This is a genomic window from Limnohabitans sp. TS-CS-82 (genome assembly GCF_002943475.1).
The window spans coordinates 71,665-91,772 of sequence record NZ_PTQX01000011.1; the positions used below are offsets into that span (position 1 = coordinate 71,665).

Below are 20,108 nucleotides of genomic sequence, written 5' to 3' on the forward strand. Positions count from 1 at the left end.
TTTTTGATTTTTGTTAGACTATGCACAACTCTTATTTTCAAGCTTAAGGATTTCACCTTGAAACGACTGCTACTCGCCATTTCTTTAGGTTGTCTGACCGCTTTGTGTTCGGTTGCTGTACAAGCTGCAACGCAACACAAGCCTACGGTTCAAAAGACGAAGAAATCTGTGGTGAAGGCGCATATTCGCAGTCAAGCAAGCAAGGTTGTTGCGGCTAAACCTTCTTATGGCCAAATCGCGGGCTTGCATGCGACGGCCGACGATCTCGATTTGAAATCGAGTGTGGCTTATGTGATCGACCAAGACACGCATGAAGTGTTGCTCAGCAAAAACGACCGTGCTGTGTTGCCAATCGCATCCATCACCAAGCTCATGACTGGCTTGATCGTGAGCGAAGCGAAATTACCGATGGATGAGTCCATCACCATCACCCAAGACGATGTGGACACTGAAAAGGGCAGCAGTTCGCGCTTGCGCGTTGGCACGACCTTGACGCGTGGTGAATTGATGCACTTGGCTTTGATGTCCAGTGAAAACCGTGCGGCCCATGCTCTGGGACGTACCTATCCCGGTGGTTTGTCTGCCTTTGTTGGCTTGATGAATAACAAGGCTGCTCAGTTGGGTATGCGCGACACGCGCTACAGCGAACCCACCGGTTTGTCTAGCCAGAACCAATCTAGCGCCAAAGATTTGGCCACATTGGTGTCGACGGCTTACCACGATGCCATGTTGCGTGAATTGTCAACCTCACCCAGCTATCAAGTGGAAGTGGGCAAGCGCACCTTGCAATACAACACCACCAATCGACTGGTGAAAAATCCGAACTGGGATATCGGTTTGCAAAAAACCGGTTACATCTCTGAAGCGGGTCAATGCTTGGTCATGCAAGCCAAAATTGCGGGTCGCAAGTTGATTTTGGTGTTTTTGGATTCCGCAGGCAAACTCAGCCGTATCGGTGATGCCGAGCGTGTGCGCCGTTGGGTAGAAGTGAATCACGCTTACCGTCCCCAGACCTGAAAGCGCACCAAGCTATAAAAAGCCAGCAAATTTGCTGGCTTTTTTTACGCGTCATGTTGGGTTTAATTTGTCTTTGAAACCCAATGCATGCGAAATAGCTTGGGTGGTGACTTGCAGCTTGGGCAGCCACTCTTCATCCAGTCGATCTGCCGGTGCTGAAATAGACAAACCTGCGACCAGCTTGCCTTGATCGTCGTAAATCCCTGAGGCCATGCAACGCACGCCGAGTTCGAGTTCTTCGTTGTCGCGTGCCACGCCGTATTGACGGGCTTTGGAGAGCTCGCGTTCTAAAGCCGGTAATTGGGTGATGCTGTTGCGCGTTTGTCCACTGAGCCCCGTGCGGGTGGCATAGGCACGAACACGTTGGGCGTCGTCCATGGCCAAGAACAATTTACCCACCGAGGTCAGATGCAAAGGGGCTCGACCACCAATGGCGCGAACCACTTGCATGCCTGAGCGTTCGCTGAATGCCCGTTCCACATAGACGATTTCGTCGCCTTGGCGCACGCTCAAATTCACAGGCTGTTGAATCAATTTATGCAATTCACGCATAGGTTGAAAAGCCACATCGCGCACATTCAAGCGATCTTTGACCAAATTACCCAGTTCTAACAAGCGCATGCCTAGGCGGTAGCTTCCCGCTTCTGGTCGATCTACAAAACGACCCACGGCAAGATCATTCAAGATGCGATGGGTGGTCGAGGGGTGCAGTCCTGTTCGTTCGCTGATTTCTTTCAACGAAATGGCCTCTTCGCGAGAGGCCAAGACGTCAATGAGCGAGAACATTCGCTCGATCACTTGAATGTTAGGAGTCGCTGGAACGGTAGATTTGCGCATGACGATATTTTACTTCGTGAAATCGCAATTCACCCATTCTCCGTCGGTGAGCAATTGAAACGGTTGGAAATTGGTTTTGTAGCGCATCTTGGGACTGTCTTCAACCCAATACCCAAGATAAACAAAAGGCAGACCTAATTGTTGTGCGTATGCGATTTGCCACATGACGTTGTAGGTGCCATAACTGCTGGCTGTGTCGTCTGGGTCGTAAAAGGTGTAGACCGCAGAGAGCCCATCTTCGATTTCGTCAACGATCGACACCATTTTCAAGCTGCCAAGTTGACCGTCTTCTGCTGCAGGCTCGCGAAACTCAACCAATTTAGAGCGAATGCGACTTTGCAAGAGAAACTGGGCATATTGTTCAACGCTGTCTTGATCCATGCCTCCACCTGGGTGACGCTGGGCTTGGTAGCGCTTGTAAAACGCGTAATGCTCCGCATGAAAATGCAAGGGCAAAACGCGTGCGACCAAATGGGCGTGTTTTTTCCAGGCACGTTTTTGACTTCGGGTCGGAACAAAGTCCGCTGCTTGCACGCGCAACGCCATGCAGGCTCTGCAGTTGTCACAGTAAGGCCTGTAGGTGAACAAACCACTGCGCCGAAAACCTTGGCGTATCAATGCTGAATACGCGCCATGGTCGACCTGTTCGCTGGGTGAAGCCACTTGTGATCGCGCAGTACGCTCGGCTAAATAACTGCAAGGGTAGGGCGCCGTTGCATAAAACTGCAAGGCTTGTGAGGGCAAGTCTTGAAGGTGGGTCATGGCTCGTGGACTGCATGGGGTAAGAGTTCTTGCCAGTGTATCGGCTTGAATTGCCAATCCATCGCGGGTGCGCGTTGGGCGCTTGCAATGCCTGTTAGAAATGTCGCTCTGTCTATTTCTTGGGCGCCGAGTGACGCCAAATGGCGGGTGTTTTGTTGGCAATCAATCCAAGGCACATGGTGTGCTTTGGCAAATGCAACCAAACCTGATAAGGCAATTTTGGAGGCATCGGTTTGCAGCGCAAACATGGATTCACCAAACACCGCATGACCGATGGCTACGCAATATAACCCACCCACAAGTTGGCCATTGACCCAGGTTTCGACGCTGTGCGCAAACCCTGCTTCGTGAAGCGTCACATAGGCATCAATCATGTCGCGCACGATCCATGTGCCGGGTTGACCCGCGCGTGAGGTCTGCGCGCAATGTGTGATGACTTGAGAAAAAGCGCTGTCTATTTTGAGTTCGCAATTCGAGCTTGCGGCGAATTTGGCAATCGTTTTACGCAACGAGCGGTGAAGCTTGAAGGCCTCAGGCCTGAGCACCATACGTGGATCAGGCGACCACCATAAAACGGGTTGCCCGTCACTGAACCAAGGAAACATACCTTGGCCATATGCTTCATGCAGCCGTTGCACGGACAGGCCTCCGCCTGCCGCGACCAAGCCAGCGAGTTCGGTGCTTTTGGCTTGTGCCGTCGTTGGATGTGGCAGTTGAGTGTCGTTGTCTAGCCAAGGAATGTGATTTGATGGTTTGGTCATTTATCTGGCTTGATATATGTCAACTTTTAATTATTAAAATACATAATTATTATTTTTATTAGTTAATTGGTATTGCATTTAGGGTTTTCTCCGTTGAGTTCATGTAATTATTAGATAAAGAACTCCCTACAATCACCTTCTAGATTCCTTTAAGATCTTATTTAACTTGATTAATTTTCGGAGCTGTCCATGCAATTGATGTGGGTGTCTGGGCCCACCGCCTCGGTGCGGACCATTTCTATCACGACGCGCAAAATCCTATGGAGCGCGGGCGCTTGTGCGTTTGTGTTGGTCGCTTTTGGTGTGCTTTTACATTTTGTGGGGTTTCGCATTGCCATTGAATTCAGCCCTAGCTTAGCGCGAAGTCTTGGTGGCGTGACCACGGAGGCTGAGCAGCAAAAGGTCGAGGCGACGTACCGTGATCGTTTGGATCAATTGCGTCAAACGCTCAACACCACAGTGCAAGAGATTCGGCAATTAGAAACGCTGAAAAATCGCTTCATGGACATTGCAACGCCCTCCAATTTGCGTGACAAATACACCAAAAAAGACGAAGCGAAAGGCGGGCCTTGGGTCGCGCCGCGTTACCAGAGCAATCGCACACAGCCTTTGCATCAAGACTTGTCCATCGCGATGGATGAGTTTGCGCAAACACAAGCAGCCGTCAAGTCGTTGGCCCAAAGTTGGACAACGCAGCTCAGTTGGCTCAATGCGTTGCCTACCGGCACGCCCATGGGTAAAGAGTACCGTGTGACCAGCGGTTTTGGCATTCGCAATGATCCGTTCACGGGTCAGCTCGCGATGCATGAAGGTCTTGATTTTGTGGCTGAATTGGGTTCTAGCATCGTGACTACAGCGGCCGGTACGGTTACGCGCTCCGGTTGGGATACGTCGTATGGCAATGTGGTTGAAATCAGCCATTTGGAAGGATTCACGACCCGTTACGCGCATTTGAGTAAACGCATCGTGCAAGAAGGACAAAAAGTCCAACGCGGTGAGGCCATTGCACAACTTGGCAGCACAGGACGTTCCACGGGGCCGCATTTGCATTACGAAGTGATGCGCCATGATCGGGTGTTGAATCCCATGCAAGTGTTGTTGCAAACCAGCGTCAGTGCTCAGTGAGCATGGCGTCATTTCACAAGGACCGTCATGTTTGAAAAACTCAAAGACAAGTCATTCACCCCGTCACAAGAGCGGTTTGACACCATCATTGGGCGCACCACGCAAATTTACGGTCGACTCGTTTTGCTCGATAGCGTTCGCATCGATGGCAAAGTCACGGGCAACATTGAAACGGCCAAAGACAACAAGGTCACCGTTGCGATTGGTCACACGGGTGAGGTGTCGGGTGACATCACTGCACACCGCGTGATGGTCGCTGGCAGGGTTGAGGGCAATATTTACGCGGCAGAGCGTGTCGAGTTTCACAAAGACTCGGTGGTGCAAGGCGACATTTCGTACGGCTCCATTGCGGTTGAACACGGTGCCCGTCTGTTGGGCTTGGTGATTCAAAACCCAAACAGTGCAGCGACTGCCAACAGCAATGCGGATGCCCAAAACGTCATTCGCAAAGCTCAAGAAGGTAGCAGTAGCTAAGCCGCGAAGCCAAAGAAAAGACAAACAAAGAAAAGACAAAGATACGCAGGCGAAAAAAAACGTCCCCAAAAGGGACGTTTTTTATTTTTGTGGTGGCGGAGCAAGCGGGATTCGAACCCGCGGTGGGCTATTAACCCACACACGCTTTCCAGGCGTGCGACTTAAACCACTCATCCATCGCTCCTAAGCCTCACATTGTAACAGCGGGCGAGTACACTTCCGCGCTATTGTTTAGTTGACGCTTAATTCTGTCGGAGTGCTGCATGAAATTTCGTTTCCCCATCGTCATCATTGACGAGGATTTTCGTTCTGAAAATACCTCGGGCTTAGGCATTCGTGCGTTGGCCGACGCCATTGAAGGCGAGGGCTATGAGGTGATGGGGGCGACGAGCTATGGCGACTTGAGTCAGTTCGCACAACAGCAGTCACGCGCCAGTGCGTTCATCTTGTCGATTGACGACGAAGAATTCACCCCCGGCCCTGATCTAGATCCCGCCGTGTTGAACCTGCGCAACTTCATCGAAGAAGTGCGCCGCAAAAACGCAGACGTGCCAATTTATGTGTACGGCGAAACCAAAACCTCACGTCATTTGCCCAATGACATCTTGCGTGAGTTGCATGGTTTCATTCACATGTTTGAAGACACGCCCGAGTTCGTGGCGCGTCACATCATCCGTGAAGCCAAGAGCTATTTGGAGAGCGTGCAGCCCCCGTTTTTCAAAGCCTTGTTGGATTACGCCGAAGACGGTTCGTACTCATGGCATTGCCCAGGCCACTCTGGTGGCGTGGCGTTCTTGAAGAGCCCTGTGGGTCAGATGTACCACCAGTTTTACGGCGAGAACATGCTGCGTGCTGACGTGTGTAACGCGGTCGAGGAGTTGGGGCAGCTGCTGGACCACAACGGCGCGATTGGCGAGAGCGAGCGCAACGCTGCCCGCATCTTTAATGCGGACCATTGCTTCTTTGTCACCAACGGAACGAGCACTTCCAACAAGATCGTTTGGCACCACACGGTGGCGCCCGATGATGTGGTGGTGGTGGACCGCAACTGTCACAAGTCGGTGTTGCACGCCATCATCATGACGGGCGCTGTGCCTGTGTTTTTGAAGCCCACGCGTAACCACTACGGCATCATCGGCCCCATTCCGCAAAGTGAGTTTGAGCCTGAGGCGATTCAAGCCAAGATTGCGGCCAACCCTTTGCTCAAAGGCGTGGATGCCAAGACCGTCAAGCCTCGCGTTCTCACATTGACGCAATCGACCTACGACGGTGTGTTGTACAACACCGAAACCATCAAAAAGATGTTGGATGGCTATGTGGCCAACTTGCATTTTGACGAAGCTTGGTTGCCACACGCAGCCTTTAACCCGTTCTACGGTACTTACCACGCCATGGGTAAAAAGCGTGAACGCCCCATGCACTCGGTCGTTTACGCCACGCAATCGATTCACAAATTGTTGGCAGGCATCAGCCAAGCCAGCCATGTATTGGTGCAAGACTCGCAACAAACCAAGTTGGACCGTCATCTGTTCAACGAAGCGTATTTGATGCACACCAGCACCAGTCCGCAATACAGCATCATTGCCAGCTGTGACGTGGCTGCCGCGATGATGGAGCCCCCAGGCGGTACCGCTTTGGTGGAAGAAAGCATTGCCGAAGCGCTCGATTTCCGCCGCGCCATGCGCAAGGTGGACGATGAGTACGGTCTAGATTGGTGGTTCAAAGTGTGGGGCCCCGATGAGTTGGTTGACGACGGCATTGGCCGCGCAGAAAGCTGGATCATCAAGGGCCAAGGCGAGTCGTCCAAGTGGCACGGCTTTGGCAATTTGGCCGATGGCTTCAACATGCTTGACCCCATCAAGGCGACCATCGTGACGCCAGGCATGGACTTGGACGGCAAGTTCGACAAGTCCGGCATTCCTGCCAGCATCGTGACCAAATTCTTGGCTGAGCATGGTGTGATTGTTGAAAAAACGGGTCTTTACAGTTTTTTCATCATGTTCACCATTGGCATTACCAAGGGCCGTTGGAACTCGTTGTTGACGGCTTTGCAGCAGTTCAAAGACGATTACGACCGCAACCAACCCATGTGGCGCGTTCTGCCCGAGTTCTGTCAAAAGCACCGCGCTTACGAGCGCATGGGCTTGCGCGACTTGTGTCAACACGTCCACACGCTCTACGCCAAGTACGACATTGCACGCTTGACCACCGAGATGTACTTGAGCGATCTCACCCCCTCCATGAAGCCGAGCGACGCCTACGCGCAAATCGCGCACCGCAACACAGAGCGCGTGGCGATTGACGACTTGGAAGGCCGCATCACCACCAGCTTGGTGACGCCTTACCCACCCGGTATTCCGTTGCTGATTCCAGGCGAAGTGTTCAACAAGAAAATCGTGGACTACCTCAAGTTCGCCCGCGAATTCAACTTGCAGTGCCCAGGGTTTGAAACCGACATCCACGGTTTGGTGGAGGTGGTTGGCGTCGACGGTAAGAAAACTTACTTTGCCGATTGCGTCAAGGCCTGAGTTTTCCCCAGCGCGTTGTTTCGCGTATGACTTAGACGGCCTTGAACCTTCAAGGCCGTTTTTCTATGTCCGGCTGAATTCGTAAAAAGCTGGCAAAGCGTGGCAAGCCTTTGTCGGTGAGGCCGCGATAGCGGTAAGTGACCCATTCACCGATTGCAGGTGGCGTTTGGCGGTCTTCGCTGCGCAAGCCAGTGCCCAGTTTGAACCGTTGGCCTTGCCGTGTCTCGACCAACAAGGCGCCCGTTTGTCCTGCAAATTGCCCAGTCCCCCGCATATGTCCCACCACGCGGGCTTCTGCGTCGTCATAGGTTTTCACTTTGAGTTGATCGTTGCTGCGGCCTGATTTGTAAGTGGCATTGGCACGGTGCAGCATCAAACCTTCGGCGCCAGCGCTGACTTTGTCGTGCAACAGTTGTTTGAGCATTGCTGCGGATGCCACTTGCGTTTGTGGCACGGCTTCGACCCACATCAAGCCAAGCGTCGCCACCAGGGTTTCGTAGGCGCTGATGCGTTCGGTAAACGTACCTGTGTGTTTTGGCAAATCAAACACCATGAAACGCAGCTTTTGCCAATCGGCATCCACGGCTTGCGTTTGTTGAATCACGGAAACGGCGGTGGTGAATTGACCACGTCCTGCCCACAGCTCGCCTTCAAAGGGGGTGTTGGGCCAGCCTTGGGTGAACCATGCGGGCGGATGCAACACGGTGCCACCTCGGGTGAGCAGTTGCTGCCCATTCCAGTAGCCGCGAACGCCATCGAACTTCTCACTCACCCAAAAATTGCGCAAGTCGGTGTGGGCTTGGTACGAGTTCGCCAGCCAAATGGACGGCGGTGTGGCGGCTTGGGCGTGAGGCCGCCAGAGAAAAAACAAGGAGAAGAGGGAAAGCAAAGAGCGGCGTTGCATGCGGGCTTCTCCTTGGCGCGCATCAGCGTGCGCGCGTGGATCACAAAGCCACACCCATGTGGCTTTTGCGCCAGCTTACTCGGCAGCGGGCTCCGCAATGCCACCTACAACTTGGCTAAATCCGCCGTCAACGTAGGTAATTTCAGCCGTCACGCCGGCAGCCAAGTCGCTCATCAAGAACGCGGCCACGTTGCCCACGTCATCGATGGTGACGTTGCGTCGAATGGGGGACGCTTCAGCCACCACGCTCAAAATCTTGCCAAAGCCTTTGATGCCGCTGGCGGCCAAGGTCTTGATAGGACCTGCGCTGATGCCGTTGGCGCGCAAGCTGCGACCGCGTGCACCCAGCGATTCGGCCAAGTAGCGCACCGACGCTTCCAGCGATGCTTTGGCCAAGCCCATGGTGTTGTAGTTCGGCACGGTGCGGATGGCCCCCAAGTACGACAAGGTCAGCACGGCCGATTTGTCGTTCAAGTAAGGCAGAGCTGCTTTGGCCATGGCGGGGAAGCTGTACGCGCTGATGTCGTGTGCGATTTGGAACGCTTCGCGCGACAAGCCATCCAAGAAATCTCCTGCAATCGCTTCGCGTGGTGCGTAACCAATGCTGTGCACGAAGCCGTCAAACGTGGGCCAATGGGTCGACAAATCTTTGAAGAGTTGCTCAATTTGTGCGTCGCTGCCAACGTCACAGTCAAAAATCAGCTTAGAGTCGAAGTCCGCAGCAAACTCGGTGATGCGGTCTTTGAAACGCTCACCCACGTAGCTGAATGCCAATTCGGCACCTTGATCGTGGCACGCTTTGGCAATGCCATAAGCGATTGAGCGGTTAGACAACACGCCAGTGATCAACAATTTTTTGCCAGAAAGAAAACCTGTTTTTGTACCCATGGATGAATCGCTCCAAAAAAATCTTGCAGAATTGTCGCATGCGATTCTTGGCGTTTTTATTGGCGATCTTTTGTGTGTCTCCCTCTTGGGCCGTTCACGCCTACGCCCAATTTGGCGACATCAAATATCCACCGCAGTTTAAAAACTTTGATTACGTCAACCCGCTGGCTGCCAAGGGCGGTGAGTTGGTACTGGTGCCGCCGTCACGCTTGTCCAGTTTTGACAAATACAACCCCTTCACACTCAAAGGCAACGCGGCCCCAGGCTTGGGCAGTTTGTTGTTCGAGTCGCTGCTGACCGGCACCATGGATGAGCCCGCCACAGCCTATGGTTTGTTGGCTGAAGATGTGAGCGTTGCGGCCGATCGGCGTTCGGTGCAATTTCGCTTGCGCCCCCAAGCCCGTTTCAGCAATGGCGATGCCGTCATGGCCGACGATGTGAAACACAGCTTTGAGACACTCACCAGCAAGCAAGCCGCGCCGCAATTTCGCACCTTGTATGCCGATGTGACGGGGGTGGTGGTGGTCAACCCACGCACTGTGCGTTTCGATTTCAAAAGTGCCAATCCCGAACTGCCGTTGATCGTGGGCGGCATGCCTGTCTTTAGTCGCGCTTGGGGCGTGCAGGGTGGGGTGCGCAAGCCGTTCGACCAAATCGTGACTGAGGCGCCGATTGGCAGCGGGCCTTACAAAATTGGCCAAGTGGCTTTTGGCCGAGACATCAGTTACGAGCGTGATTCGAAATACTGGGCCAAAGATTTGAACGTGCGGCTCGGGATGTTCAACTTTGACCGCATCACGTACAGGCTCTACAAAGACAACACGGCGCAACTCGAAGGCTTCAAGGCGGGCGAGTTTGACTTCATTCAGTCGTTCATCGCGCGGGAATGGGCGCGCGGCTATGCGGGCAAATCTTTTGACAATGGCTTGCTGATCAAGCGTGAGCTCAAGCATGGCAACGCTGGCGATTTTCAAGGCTTTTTGTTCAACACCCGCTTGCCCAAGTTTCAAGACGTGCGCGTGCGTCAAGCGATTGGTTTGGCCATGGACTTTGAATGGATGAACCGTCAGCTGTTCTACAACGCCTACCAGCGTGTGCGCGGTTATTTTGTCGCCAGCGACTTTGAAGCCAAGAGCGTGCCAGACGCGGCGGAGTTGGCCTTGCTGGAGCCGCTGCGCAGCAAGCTGCCGCCTCAAGTTTTTAACCAGCCTGTGCCTTTGCCGCCCTACACCTCGTTAGACCCGAAGTCAGGCGACACCTTGCGTGACCACTTGCGCCAAGCCAAGGCTTTGCTGGCTGACGCTGGGTGGACTTACCGCGACGGCGCGTTGCGCAATGCGGCAGGCGATGCCTTCAGCTTGGAGTTCTTAGACAACTCAGGCGCCATGGGCCGCGTGGTGACCCCATTTGCGAAGAACCTTGAAAAACTTGGGTTTGTGGTGAATTACAAAGTCATCGACTTTGCGGTGCTTCAAAAGCGGTTGGACGTGTTTGACTTCGAGATCATCAGCAACCGCAACGTGGGCAGTGAGTCGCCAGGCACTGAATTGTTGGAGCGTTTTGGTTCGCAAGCGGCCACAACTGAGGGCTCGGGCAACTTCATCGGCGTGCGTGATCCGGCGGTGGATGCTTTGCTGAGCCATGTCACAGCTGCAAAAACGCGTCCCCAGTTGATCTCGGCGGCGCGTGCATTAGATCGTGTGCTGCGCCACGGCCATTACACCGTGCCGCATTGGTACGGTGGTGTGCACCGTGTATCGTGGCGCAGTGGCAAATTTGAGCAACCGGCCATCACGCCGCGCTTTTATCAGCCTGAGAGTTGGGTGACGTCCACTTGGTCGGCCACCTTGGAAAACCGTTCATCGCTGGCCGCTGCGCAGCGGGCGGAGCATTGACATGATGGCCTACATTTTTAAGCGCTTGCTCCTCATGGTGCCGACCTTGTTTGGCGTGTTGTTGCTGACCTTTGCGGTCATTCAGTTTGTGCCGGGTGGGCCTGTGGAGCAAATGGTGGCGCAGTTGCAAGGGCGCGACAGCGGCGGCGAGGGGGCTGCGGCTGGTGGAGCCGGTTATCGGGGTCGCCAAGGCGTGGATGCCGCGCGCATCGAAGAGATCAAACAGCTCTACGGCTTTGACAAGCCAGCGCCCGAGCGCTTTTGGCAAATGCTTCAACAATTTGCGCGCTTTGATTTGGGCAAGAGCTTTTATTACCCCAAAGACGTGTGGGCCTTGGTGCAAGAAAAGTTGCCGGTCTCGATCAGCTTGGGGCTGTGGACGTTCTTTTTGAGTTACCTCATTTCCGTGCCTTTGGGCGTGGCCAAGGCCGTGCGTGCGGGTTCGCGGTTTGACACGTTGACGAGCTTGGTGGTGTTGACGGGCTACGCCATTCCCGGTTTTGTGCTTGGCGTGGCGTTGTTGGTGGTGTTTGGCGGCCAGTTGCAGTGGTTTCCTTTGCGTGGGTTGACCTCGGCCAATTGGTCGCAGCTGAGTTGGGGCGCGCGCATCGTCGATTATTTGTGGCACATCGTGTTGCCCATCACAGCCAGCGTGATGGGCGCTTTTGCAGTCACCACCATGCTGACCAAAAACGCGATGCTGGAAGAGATTCGCAAACAGTACGTGTTGACCGCACGCGCCAAAGGCTTGTCGCAACGCCGCGTGTTGTGGCGTCATGTGTTTCGCAATGCGCTGATTCCGTTGGTGACTGGGTTTCCCAGCGCCTTCATTGGCGCGTTTTTCACAGGCTCGCTCCTGATTGAAACCTTGTTTTCTCTGGATGGCCTAGGACTTTTGAGTTTCGAGAGCGTGATGCGACGCGACTATCCTGTGGTGCTGGGCACTTTGTATTTGTTCACGCTGATTGGCTTGGTCACCAAGCTCATCAGCGACCTTTGTTATGTCTGGGTGGACCCGCGTGTCAAATTCGACTGAACGTTCTGCGTCACCCAACTTGCGTGCCTGGCAACGCTTTCGCGCGAACCGCTTGGGGTATGGCAGCTTGGTGCTGTTTGTGGTGTTGTTTGCACTGAGCCTGTTGGCTGAGGTGCTCTCCAACGACAAGCCTTTGGTGGCGCGTTACGAAGGCCATTGGTATGCGCCCATTGTTCAAAACCTGCCCGAAACCACCTTTGGTGGCGACTTCGCGAGCCCCACTGATTTTTTAGACCCCTTCATCCAAGCCCAGTTTGAGCGGCCGGGCAATTGGGCCCTGTACCCGCCCAACCCCTATCACCACAGCACGCTCAATTACTTTGCCAAGCAGCCCAATCCTGCGCCCCCGTCGTCGGACAACTGGTTAGGCACGGACGACCGAGGGCGCGATGTGGTCGCGCGCTTGTTGTATGGCTTTCGCTTGTCGGTGCTGTTTGCTTTGGCCTTGACCTTGTTTGGCACCGTGATTGGGGTGTTGACTGGCGCGTTGCAAGGCTTCTTTGGCGGCAAAACCGACTTGGCGATGCAGCGTTTCATTGAGGTGTGGAGCGCCATGCCCGAGCTGTATTTGCTGATTATTTTCAGCGCCGTGTTTGACCCGAGCGTGACTTTGCTCTTGGTGCTCTTGGGATTGTTCGGATGGATGGGCTTGTCGGATTACGTGCGCGCCGAGTTCTTGCGCAATCGCCAACTCGACTATGTGCGTGCCGCGCGTGCCTTGGGTTTGTCGAACACGCAAATCATTTGGCGTCATGTGCTGCCCAACAGCCTGACGCCCGTGGTGACCTTTTTGCCATTTCGCATGAGTGGCGCCATCTTGGCGTTGACCTCGCTCGACTTTTTGGGTTTGGGCGTTCCGCCGGGCACGCCCAGCTTGGGTGAGTTGTTGGCGCAAGGCAAAAACAACATCGATGCATGGTGGATTTCCTTGTCCACCTTTGCGGTGTTGGTGGTCACGCTCATGTTGCTGACCTTCATGGGCGACGCCTTGCGCGATGCGCTTGACCCTAGAAAGGCCAACACATGAAGTTGCCGTTGCTTCAAGTCCGTGACTTGCATGTGCGTTTCGGTGCCCATGACGTGGTGCGGGGTGTCAGTTTCAGCCTGAAATTGGGCGAAAAATTGGCGCTGGTGGGCGAGTCGGGTTCTGGCAAAAGCGTCATGGCCTTGAGTCTGGTCAAACTCGTGGAAGGCGCGCAGCTTTCGGGGCGCTGTTTGTGGACCGAGCAAGATGCACTTGACGCATGGCCCATGGCCCCAGAAAACGTTTCAGACAGCGCCTCGGTTCATGCCACAGACCATCCAGCGTCAGAGCGCTTGGCCCCCCAAATTCTCGACTTGGTCAAACTCTCCGAGCGCGAACTGGTCCCCATCCGGGGGCAAGACATTGCTTATGTCTTTCAAGAGCCGATGACCGCGCTCAACCCCTTGTTCACGGTGGGGGATCAAATTGCCGAGGTCTTACAAGTCAAACGTGGCATGCGCAGCGCTCAGGCTTGGCAAGAGGTCTTGGTTTTGCTTGAGCAAACAGGCATTCCTGAGCCTGCGCGACGTGCATTGGCTTACCCGCACCAGCTCTCCGGTGGCCAGCGCCAGCGTGTGTTGATTGCCATGGCGTTGGCATGCCGCCCACGTTTGTTGGTGGCGGATGAGCCAACCACCGCGCTCGACGTCACCCTGCGCGGACAAATTTTGGACTTGCTCGACAGTTTGCAGCAGCGCTACGGCATGGCCGTGCTGCTTATTTCGCATGATTTGACGGCCGTGCGTCGTTTTGCCGATCGCGTGCTGGTGATGGAGCGTGGCTTGGTGGTGGAGGAGGGCGCCACACGGTCCGTACTCGATACGCCTGCGCATCCGTACACACAAAAACTGCTGGATAGCCAGCCCATGCGCGATGTGCCTTTACCGCTCAGTGATGCACCCGTGGTCATGCAAGCACAAGGCTTGCGTGTGAGCTACCCCGTGCCACGCGCGGGTTGGCGCGGTTGGTTCGGGCGTGGTGAGTTTGTGGCGGTGCAGGGTGCAGACTTTGCGTTATCTGCTGGACAAACCTTGGGCGTCATGGGGGAGTCGGGCTCTGGCAAATCGAGTTTGGCGTTGGCGGTTTTGGGACTGATTCCAAGTCAAGGGCAATTGACCATGGCGGGACAGGCGTGGTCAGGGCGTGCTGCGGCTGATTTGCCTTTGCGGCGTCGCGTGCAGGTGGTGTTTCAAGATCCGTTTTCATCGTTGTCGCCACGCATGACGGTGCAGGAGTTGGTGTCTGAAGGCTTGGCGCTGCACTTTCCTGAGCTCGATGCCTTGGGTCGTTTGCGCCGTGTTTTGCTCGCACTGTCGGATGTGGGCTTGACCGAATCTGAATTTATCGGCTTGCTGCAGCGCTATCCCCACGAATTTTCAGGTGGCCAGCGTCAACGCTTGGCCATTGCTCGGGCTTTGGTGGTCGAGCCGCAAATTTTGGTGCTTGATGAGCCGACCAGCGCTTTGGATGTGACCACGCAAAAGCAAGTACTGCAACTGTTGCAACAACTTCAAAAGCAACGGGGGTTGAGCTACTTTTTGATTACCCATGATGTTGCCGTGATCCGTGCCATGGCGCACCAGGTCATGGTCATGCAATCAGGGCAAGTGGTGGAGGTAGGGGCTGTGGATCAAATCTTGCAAGCACCCAAGCAGGCCTATACCCAACTTTTGGTGAGCGCGTGAAAGAGAAAATCAGCTAAACCCTTGAGAATCAAGCATTTAGACGCTACAATCGCAGCTTCACGACCAAACGGGCGGGTAATTACCGCCCGTTTTTTTTGGTCGATCGTTTTTTGACCCCCACCTTTTGAAGGCTTTTTGTCGACGTGAGCTTGCAGCAAACAGTAGAACAAACCGTGACCGGCTTAGGTTACGACCTGGTTGAGATTGAACGCTCGGCCGGTGGGCTTTTGCGCATCACCATCGACTGGCCTTGGCTGCCGGATGCCCCCGCGCAGATGATCAACGTGGAAGATTGCGAGCGCGTCACCCGCCAGCTGCAATTCGCTCTTGAGGTGGATGGTGCCGATTACAACCGGCTTGAGGTGTCTTCGCCCGGTATTGACCGTCCCTTGCGCCATGTGGCCGACTTTGAGCGTTTTGTAGGCGAAGAGATTGATCTCACGCTCAAAGTGCCCATGGGTGTGGCAGCGGCAGGGCAGGTGTCTGCCAATCGTAAAAAATTCCGAGGTGTCCTTGAGCGCACCGAAGACGGCCAAGGTTGGCAAATCACTTGGCGTGATGCCGTGAATGCCAAGCCAGGTCAAAAAATCAGTAAAAAAAGAGCCGAAACCCCGCTGCATGCACTGGGTTTCACGCTGGACGAGTTGCGTGAAGCACGTCTGGCCCCGATTGTGGATTTCAAGGGCAGACAGCCCCGTTGAATTTTGGTCTTGAGAAGGAGTAGTCGTCATGAACCGCGAAATGTTGATGTTGGTTGAAGCCATCTCGCGCGAGAAAAACGTCGAGCGCGATGTGGTGTTTGGTGCAGTTGAGTCTGCCTTGGCACAAGCCACCAAGAAGTTGTACGAGGGTGAAGTGGACATTCGCGTGGCCATGGATCGCGATACCGGCGACTACGAAACTTTCCGCCGTTGGTTGGTGGTGCCTGATGAGGCGGGTTTGCAAAACCCAGAAGCCGAAGAGATGTTGATGGACGCCCGCGAGCGCGTGCCTGAAGCTGAAGAAGGCGAGTACATCGAAGAAGCCATTGAGTCGCTGCCTATTGGCCGCATTGGTGCGATGGCGGCCAAGCAAGTTATTTTGCAAAAAATTCGTGACGCTGAGCGCGAGATGCTGCTCAACGACTTTATGTCGCGTGGCGACAAGATTTTTGTGGGCACGGTCAAGCGCATGGACAAGGGCGACATCATTGTCGAATCCGGTCGCATCGAAGGCCGTTTGCGTCGCAGCGAAATGATTCCCAAAGAAAACCTCCGCAGTGGCGACCGTGTGCGCGCCATGATCATGGAAGTGGACTTGACCTTGCGCGGTGCGCCCATTATCTTGTCGCGTTCAGCGCCTGAATTTATGGTGGAGTTGTTCCGCCATGAGGTGCCTGAGATCGAGCAAGGCATGTTGGAAATCAAATCGTGCGCCCGTGACGCGGGTTCGCGCGCCAAGATCGCCGTGGTGTCGCATGACAAACGTGTGGACCCTATCGGTACCTGTGTTGGCGTGCGTGGCACCCGTGTGAATGCTGTGACCACCGAACTCGCTGGCGAGCGTGTGGACATCGTGTTGTGGAGTGAAGATCCTGCTCAGTTTGTGATTGGTGCTTTGGCGCCTGCCAACGTCAGCTCCATCGTGGTGGACGAAGAGAAGCATGCCATGGACGTGGTGGTTGACGAGGAGAACCTCGCCATCGCCATTGGTCGTGGTGGTCAAAACGTGCGCTTGGCTTCTGAATTGACCGGTTGGCGCATCAACATCATGGATGCGGCGGAATCGGCTCAAAAACAAGCGGATGAAACCCACACCATTCGTGCGCTGTTCATGGCCAAGTTGGACGTGGACCAAGAAGTCGCCGATATTTTGATCGAAGAAGGTTTCACCAACCTCGAAGAAGTGGCCTACGTGCCATTGCAAGAGATGCTCGAAATCGAGAGCTTCGATGAAGATACCGTCAATGAGCTGCGCACACGTGCCAAGGATGCGCTGCTTACGCTGGAAATTGCACGCGAAGAGAGTGTCGAAGAAGTTTCGCAAGATTTGCGCGACCTTGAGGGCCTGAATGTTGAGCTCATTGCCAAGTTGGCTGAGGGCGGCGTCCATACCCGTGACGATTTGGCCGATTTGGCCGTAGACGAGCTCACCGCCATCACTGGCCAGAGCGAAGAAGAGGCCAAAGCCATGATCTTGAAGGCACGTGAACATTGGTTCACGGGTCAAGAGTAACGGTCATGGAGAGGAACACCACATATGTCAAGTACGACCGTCGCTGAATTTGCCAGCGAACTTAAAAAACCGACCGATACCTTGCTTGAGCAGCTCAAAGCTGCGGGCGTGTCGAAATCATCGGCCAGCGATGCGCTGACCGAGGGTGACAAACAAATGCTCTTGAGCCATTTGCAAGCCAGCCATGGCACTGTTTCTGCTGAACGCAAAAAGATCACCTTGGTCAAAAAATCGACCAGCGAGATCAAGCAAGCTGACGCCACAGGCAAAGCCCGCACGATCCAAGTGGAAGTGCGCAAGAAACGCACATTCTTCAAACGCGATGATGACGTGAGCGAAACGCCTGCAGCGGCATCTGACGTGTTTGAAGAAACCGCGGCACCTTCGATCGACCATGCTGAGTTGGCACGTCGTGAAGAAGAAGCCCGTCGTCAAGCTGAGCTGATTCGTCGTCAAGAACAAGAGCTGGCTGAAAAACGCCGTGCTCGCGAAGCGCAAGAAGCCGCGGAGCGCGCCAAAGCAGAAGAGGCCAAAGCGGCCGCAGATGCTGCACAGGCCGAAAAAGCCGCAGCTGCAGCCAAAGCCGCAGCCAAAGAGAACCCACCTGTGGTGGGCGCTCGTGTCTACGCTGAAACCAAGCCTGCTGCCCCTGCCGCACCCGCTGCGCCTTCACAAGCGCAAATCGATGCCCAAGCTTTGGTCGAATCCAAAGCTGCGGCTGCAGAAACAGCACGCTTAGAAGCGGCTGCCGCGTCACAAGCACGTGCCGATGAAGATGCTGCACGCGCCAAAGATTTGGACTCTCGTCGTCGCAAAGCCTTGGCTGAAGCCGAAGCCATTCGCTTGATGATGAGCACGCCTCAAAAGGTGTTGGTGGCTAAAAAGCCTGAGCCTGTGGTGGACCCCAAAGCGGCCATCAAAGGCACGTTGCACAAGCCCGCAGGCACCCCAGGTGCTGCACCGCGTCCTGGTGCCGCACCCGCTGCTGCTGCCACAACACCCGGTAACAAAGAAGTCAAGAGCGCCAAGTTGTCGTCCAGCTGGGCGGACGACCAAGCGAAGAAGAAAGCCATCAAAACACGTGGCGACAGCAGTGGCGGCGTTGGCCGTAACAGCTGGCGTGGTGGCCCGCGTGGCCGTCGTGAACGCGGTGGCCGCGATGACGACCACAACGCATCTGTGCAAACCGAAGCGCGTGTGCTCGAAGTTCACGTGCCCGAAACCATCACCGTGGGTGAGTTGGCACACAAGATGGCCATCAAGGCCTCTGAAGTGATCAAGCAGTTGATGAAACTGGGCCAAATGGCCACCATCAACCAGCCTTTGGACCAAGACACCGCCATGATTTTGGTGGAAGAGTTGGGCCACAAAGCCGTTGTTGCAGCCTTGGACGATCCTGAAGCCTTCACGGAAGAAGAAGCATCCGCACACCAAGCTGAATCCTTGACACGCGCCCCTGTGGTGACGGTCATGGGCCACGTTGACCACGGTAAAACCTCGTTGCTGGACTACATCCGTCGCGCCAAAGTCGCGTCGGGCGAAGCCGGCGGCATTACCCAACACATTGGTGCTTACCATGTCGAGACGCCTCGCGGCATGATCTCCTTCTTGGACACCCCAGGTCACGAGGCCTTCACGGCCATGCGTGCCCGTGGTGCCAAAGCGACCGACATCGTCATCTTGGTGGTGGCGGCGGACGACGGCGTGATGCCGCAAACCAAAGAAGCCATCAAGCACGCGAAAGCGGCGGGTGTGCCCATCGTGGTGGCGGTCAACAAGATTGACAAACCCGGTGCCAACCCAGAACGCGTCAAAGGCGAGTTGGTGTCTGAGGAAGTCGTGCCCGAAGAGTTCGGTGGCGATTCTCCATTCGTCTTGGTCTCGGCCAAAACTGGCGCTGGCATTGACGACTTGCTCGAACAAGTCTTGTTGCAAGCCGAAGTGCTCGAACTCAAAGCGCCTGTCGACGCCATGGCCAAAGGCTTGGTGATCGAAGCGCGCTTGGACAAAGGTCGCGGTCCTGTGGCCACGGTGCTGGTTCAGTCCGGTACGCTCAATGTGGGCGATGTGGTCTTGGGTGGTCAAACCTATGGCCGCGTGCGTGCCATGTTGGATGAGAACGGCAAGTCGATCAAATCTGCGGGTCCTTCGATTCCTGTTGAGATTCAAGGTCTTACCGAAGTGCCACAAGCTGGCGATGAATTCATGGTCATGTCCGACGAGCGTCGTGCCCGTGAAATCGCCACCTACCGCGCCGGTAAAGTGCGCAACACCAAGTTGGCCAAGCAGCAAGCGTCGAAGTTGGAGAACATGTTCTCCGACATGACGTCTGGCGAAGTCAAGCTGTTGCCCATCATCGTCAAAGCCGACGTGCAAGGTTCGCAAGAAGCTTTGGCAGCCTCGCTGCTCAAGTTGTCGACGGCCGAAGTCAAGGTTCAACTCGTGTATGCAGCCGTCGGTGGCATCAGCGAGAGCGATGTCAACTTGTCGATCGCGTCCAAGGCCGTGATCATTGGTTTCAACACCCGTGCCGATGCAGGTGCGCGCAAGTTGGCCGAGAGCAATGGCGTGGACATTCGTTACTACAACATCATTTATGACGCTGTGGACGAACTCAAAGCGGCCATGTCCGGCATGCTCACGCCCGACAAGAAAGAAGAAGTCATCGGTACCGCCGAGATTCGCCAAGTGCTGCGCGTCAGCAAGATTGGTGCGATCGCGGGCTGTATGGTCACTTCGGGCGTGGTACGTCGTTCGGCCAAGTTGCGTTTGTTGCGCAACAACGTGGTCGTCTTCACCGGCGAACTCGACAGCTTGAAGCGTTTCAAAGACGATGCCAAAGAAGTGAAAGAAAACTTCGAGTGCGGTTTGACCGTCAAGAACTACAACGACATCGTCGAAGGCGACGTGTTGGAATTCTTCGAAATCAAAGAGGTGGCACGTACGCTGTAAAGCGTC

Annotated in this window: 16 protein-coding genes and 1 tRNA gene; 11 read left to right on the forward strand and 6 right to left on the reverse strand. The window is 54.9% G+C overall.

Annotation, left to right across the window (positions count from 1 at the left end):
• Positions 1-93: 93 nt before the first annotated feature.
• The gene (locus tag C5F52_RS19720) at positions 94-1,017 is read left to right on the forward strand and encodes a serine hydrolase (RefSeq protein ID WP_369953569.1); all 924 of its coding nucleotides are present in this window, start codon (positions 94-96) and stop codon (positions 1,015-1,017) included.
• A gap of 51 nt (positions 1,018-1,068) precedes the next feature.
• On the opposite strand, the gene C5F52_RS19725 is transcribed toward C5F52_RS19720, so the two are convergent.
• The 3 genes from C5F52_RS19725 to aat are packed head-to-tail and all read right to left on the reverse strand — an operon-like array spanning position 1,069 to position 3,377.
• A complete protein-coding gene (locus C5F52_RS19725; protein ID WP_104800069.1) occupies positions 1,069-1,854 on the reverse strand; it encodes an IclR family transcriptional regulator in 786 nt (261 codons plus the stop codon).
• 9 nt (positions 1,855-1,863) lie between these two features.
• Positions 1,864-2,616, reverse strand: a complete 753-nt coding sequence (locus tag C5F52_RS19730) for an arginyltransferase (RefSeq protein ID WP_104800070.1) — start codon at positions 2,614-2,616, stop codon at positions 1,864-1,866.
• Positions 2,613-3,377 carry a leucyl/phenylalanyl-tRNA--protein transferase gene (aat, locus tag C5F52_RS19735; protein WP_104800071.1) on the reverse strand — a complete coding sequence of 255 codons (765 nt, stop codon included), beginning with the start codon at positions 3,375-3,377 and terminating at the stop codon, positions 2,613-2,615. Before aat ends, C5F52_RS19730 begins: the two co-directional genes overlap by 4 nt.
• Before the next feature lie 189 nt (positions 3,378-3,566).
• On the opposite strand from aat, the gene C5F52_RS19740 reads away from it, so the two are divergent.
• Together C5F52_RS19740 and C5F52_RS19745 are read left to right on the forward strand one after the other, a co-directional pair.
• On the forward strand, positions 3,567-4,502 hold the full coding sequence (locus tag C5F52_RS19740) for a M23 family metallopeptidase (protein ID WP_104800072.1): 936 nt from the start codon (positions 3,567-3,569) through the stop codon (positions 4,500-4,502).
• A 27-nt stretch (positions 4,503-4,529) separates the two neighbouring features.
• Positions 4,530-4,976: a polymer-forming cytoskeletal protein gene (locus C5F52_RS19745; protein ID WP_104800073.1), complete on the forward strand. Its 447-nt coding sequence runs from the start codon at positions 4,530-4,532 to the stop codon at positions 4,974-4,976.
• A 93-nt stretch (positions 4,977-5,069) separates the two neighbouring features.
• Here the strand turns inward: C5F52_RS19745 and C5F52_RS19750 are convergent.
• A tRNA-Ser gene (locus C5F52_RS19750) sits at positions 5,070-5,160 on the reverse strand.
• A 79-nt stretch (positions 5,161-5,239) separates the two neighbouring features.
• Between C5F52_RS19750 and C5F52_RS19755 the strand changes: the two genes are divergently transcribed.
• Positions 5,240-7,504, forward strand: a complete 2,265-nt coding sequence (locus C5F52_RS19755; protein WP_104800074.1) for an arginine/lysine/ornithine decarboxylase — start codon at positions 5,240-5,242, stop codon at positions 7,502-7,504.
• Between the two features lie 49 nt (positions 7,505-7,553).
• Here the strand turns inward: C5F52_RS19755 and C5F52_RS19760 are convergent, their stop codons facing one another.
• Both C5F52_RS19760 and fabI read right to left on the reverse strand, forming a co-directional pair.
• A complete protein-coding gene (locus C5F52_RS19760) occupies positions 7,554-8,408 on the reverse strand; it encodes a DNA ligase (RefSeq protein WP_104800075.1) in 855 nt (284 codons plus the stop codon).
• A gap of 75 nt (positions 8,409-8,483) precedes the next feature.
• Positions 8,484-9,296, reverse strand: coding sequence for an enoyl-ACP reductase FabI (gene fabI, locus C5F52_RS19765; protein ID WP_104800076.1), 813 nt, complete (start codon positions 9,294-9,296; stop codon positions 8,484-8,486).
• Positions 9,297-9,334: 38 nt separating this feature from the next.
• Here fabI and C5F52_RS19770 point away from each other — a divergent pair, with 38 nt between their 5' ends.
• The 7 genes from C5F52_RS19770 (at position 9,335) to infB (ending at position 20,102) form a co-directional block, all read left to right on the forward strand.
• Positions 9,335-11,191 (forward strand): extracellular solute-binding protein, encoded by a 1,857-nt coding sequence (locus C5F52_RS19770; RefSeq protein WP_104800188.1) that lies wholly within the window; start codon positions 9,335-9,337, stop codon positions 11,189-11,191.
• Position 11,192: 1 nt separating this feature from the next.
• Complete coding sequence (locus C5F52_RS19775) at positions 11,193-12,227, forward strand: microcin C ABC transporter permease YejB (protein WP_104800077.1); 1,035 nt, start codon at positions 11,193-11,195, stop codon at positions 12,225-12,227.
• Complete coding sequence (locus tag C5F52_RS19780) at positions 12,193-13,254, forward strand: ABC transporter permease (RefSeq protein WP_104800078.1); 1,062 nt, start codon at positions 12,193-12,195, stop codon at positions 13,252-13,254. The genes C5F52_RS19775 and C5F52_RS19780 overlap by 35 nt, the downstream gene beginning before the upstream one ends.
• On the forward strand, positions 13,251-14,936 hold the full coding sequence (locus tag C5F52_RS19785; RefSeq protein WP_104800079.1) for an ABC transporter ATP-binding protein: 1,686 nt from the start codon (positions 13,251-13,253) through the stop codon (positions 14,934-14,936). The genes C5F52_RS19780 and C5F52_RS19785 overlap by 4 nt, the downstream gene beginning before the upstream one ends.
• A 143-nt stretch (positions 14,937-15,079) precedes the next feature.
• Entirely contained in the window at positions 15,080-15,637 is a 558-nt protein-coding gene (rimP, locus tag C5F52_RS19790; RefSeq protein ID WP_104800080.1) for a ribosome maturation factor RimP, read from the forward strand.
• Between the two features lie 28 nt (positions 15,638-15,665).
• Complete coding sequence (gene nusA / locus C5F52_RS19795) at positions 15,666-17,150, forward strand: transcription termination factor NusA (protein ID WP_104800081.1); 1,485 nt, start codon at positions 15,666-15,668, stop codon at positions 17,148-17,150.
• Between the two features lie 24 nt (positions 17,151-17,174).
• The gene (infB, locus tag C5F52_RS19800; protein ID WP_104800082.1) at positions 17,175-20,102 is read left to right on the forward strand and encodes a translation initiation factor IF-2; all 2,928 of its coding nucleotides are present in this window, start codon (positions 17,175-17,177) and stop codon (positions 20,100-20,102) included.
• Positions 20,103-20,108: the final 6 nt, after the last annotated feature.

Bases quoted from the DNA above. Each gene is read 5' to 3' on its own strand.
- C5F52_RS19755 (WP_104800074.1), top strand. From the start codon at position 5,240: ATGAAATTTCGTTTCCCCATCGTCATCATTGACGAGGATTTTCGTTCT.
- C5F52_RS19725 (WP_104800069.1), bottom strand. From the start codon at position 1,854: ATGCGCAAATCTACCGTTCCAGCGACTCCTAACATTCAAGTGATCGAG.
- infB (WP_104800082.1), top strand. From the start codon at position 17,175: ATGTCAAGTACGACCGTCGCTGAATTTGCCAGCGAACTTAAAAAACCG.
- C5F52_RS19730 (WP_104800070.1), bottom strand. From the start codon at position 2,616: ATGACCCACCTTCAAGACTTGCCCTCACAAGCCTTGCAGTTTTATGCA.
- C5F52_RS19760 (WP_104800075.1), bottom strand. From the start codon at position 8,408: ATGCAACGCCGCTCTTTGCTTTCCCTCTTCTCCTTGTTTTTTCTCTGG.
- nusA (WP_104800081.1), top strand. From the start codon at position 15,666: ATGAACCGCGAAATGTTGATGTTGGTTGAAGCCATCTCGCGCGAGAAA.
- aat (WP_104800071.1), bottom strand. From the start codon at position 3,377: ATGACCAAACCATCAAATCACATTCCTTGGCTAGACAACGACACTCAA.
- C5F52_RS19775 (WP_104800077.1), top strand. From the start codon at position 11,193: ATGATGGCCTACATTTTTAAGCGCTTGCTCCTCATGGTGCCGACCTTG.
- C5F52_RS19740 (WP_104800072.1), top strand. From the start codon at position 3,567: ATGCAATTGATGTGGGTGTCTGGGCCCACCGCCTCGGTGCGGACCATT.
- C5F52_RS19770 (WP_104800188.1), top strand. From the start codon at position 9,335: ATGCGATTCTTGGCGTTTTTATTGGCGATCTTTTGTGTGTCTCCCTCT.
- fabI (WP_104800076.1), bottom strand. From the start codon at position 9,296: ATGGGTACAAAAACAGGTTTTCTTTCTGGCAAAAAATTGTTGATCACT.
- C5F52_RS19785 (WP_104800079.1), top strand. From the start codon at position 13,251: ATGAAGTTGCCGTTGCTTCAAGTCCGTGACTTGCATGTGCGTTTCGGT.
- C5F52_RS19745 (WP_104800073.1), top strand. From the start codon at position 4,530: ATGTTTGAAAAACTCAAAGACAAGTCATTCACCCCGTCACAAGAGCGG.
- C5F52_RS19780 (WP_104800078.1), top strand. From the start codon at position 12,193: ATGTCTGGGTGGACCCGCGTGTCAAATTCGACTGAACGTTCTGCGTCA.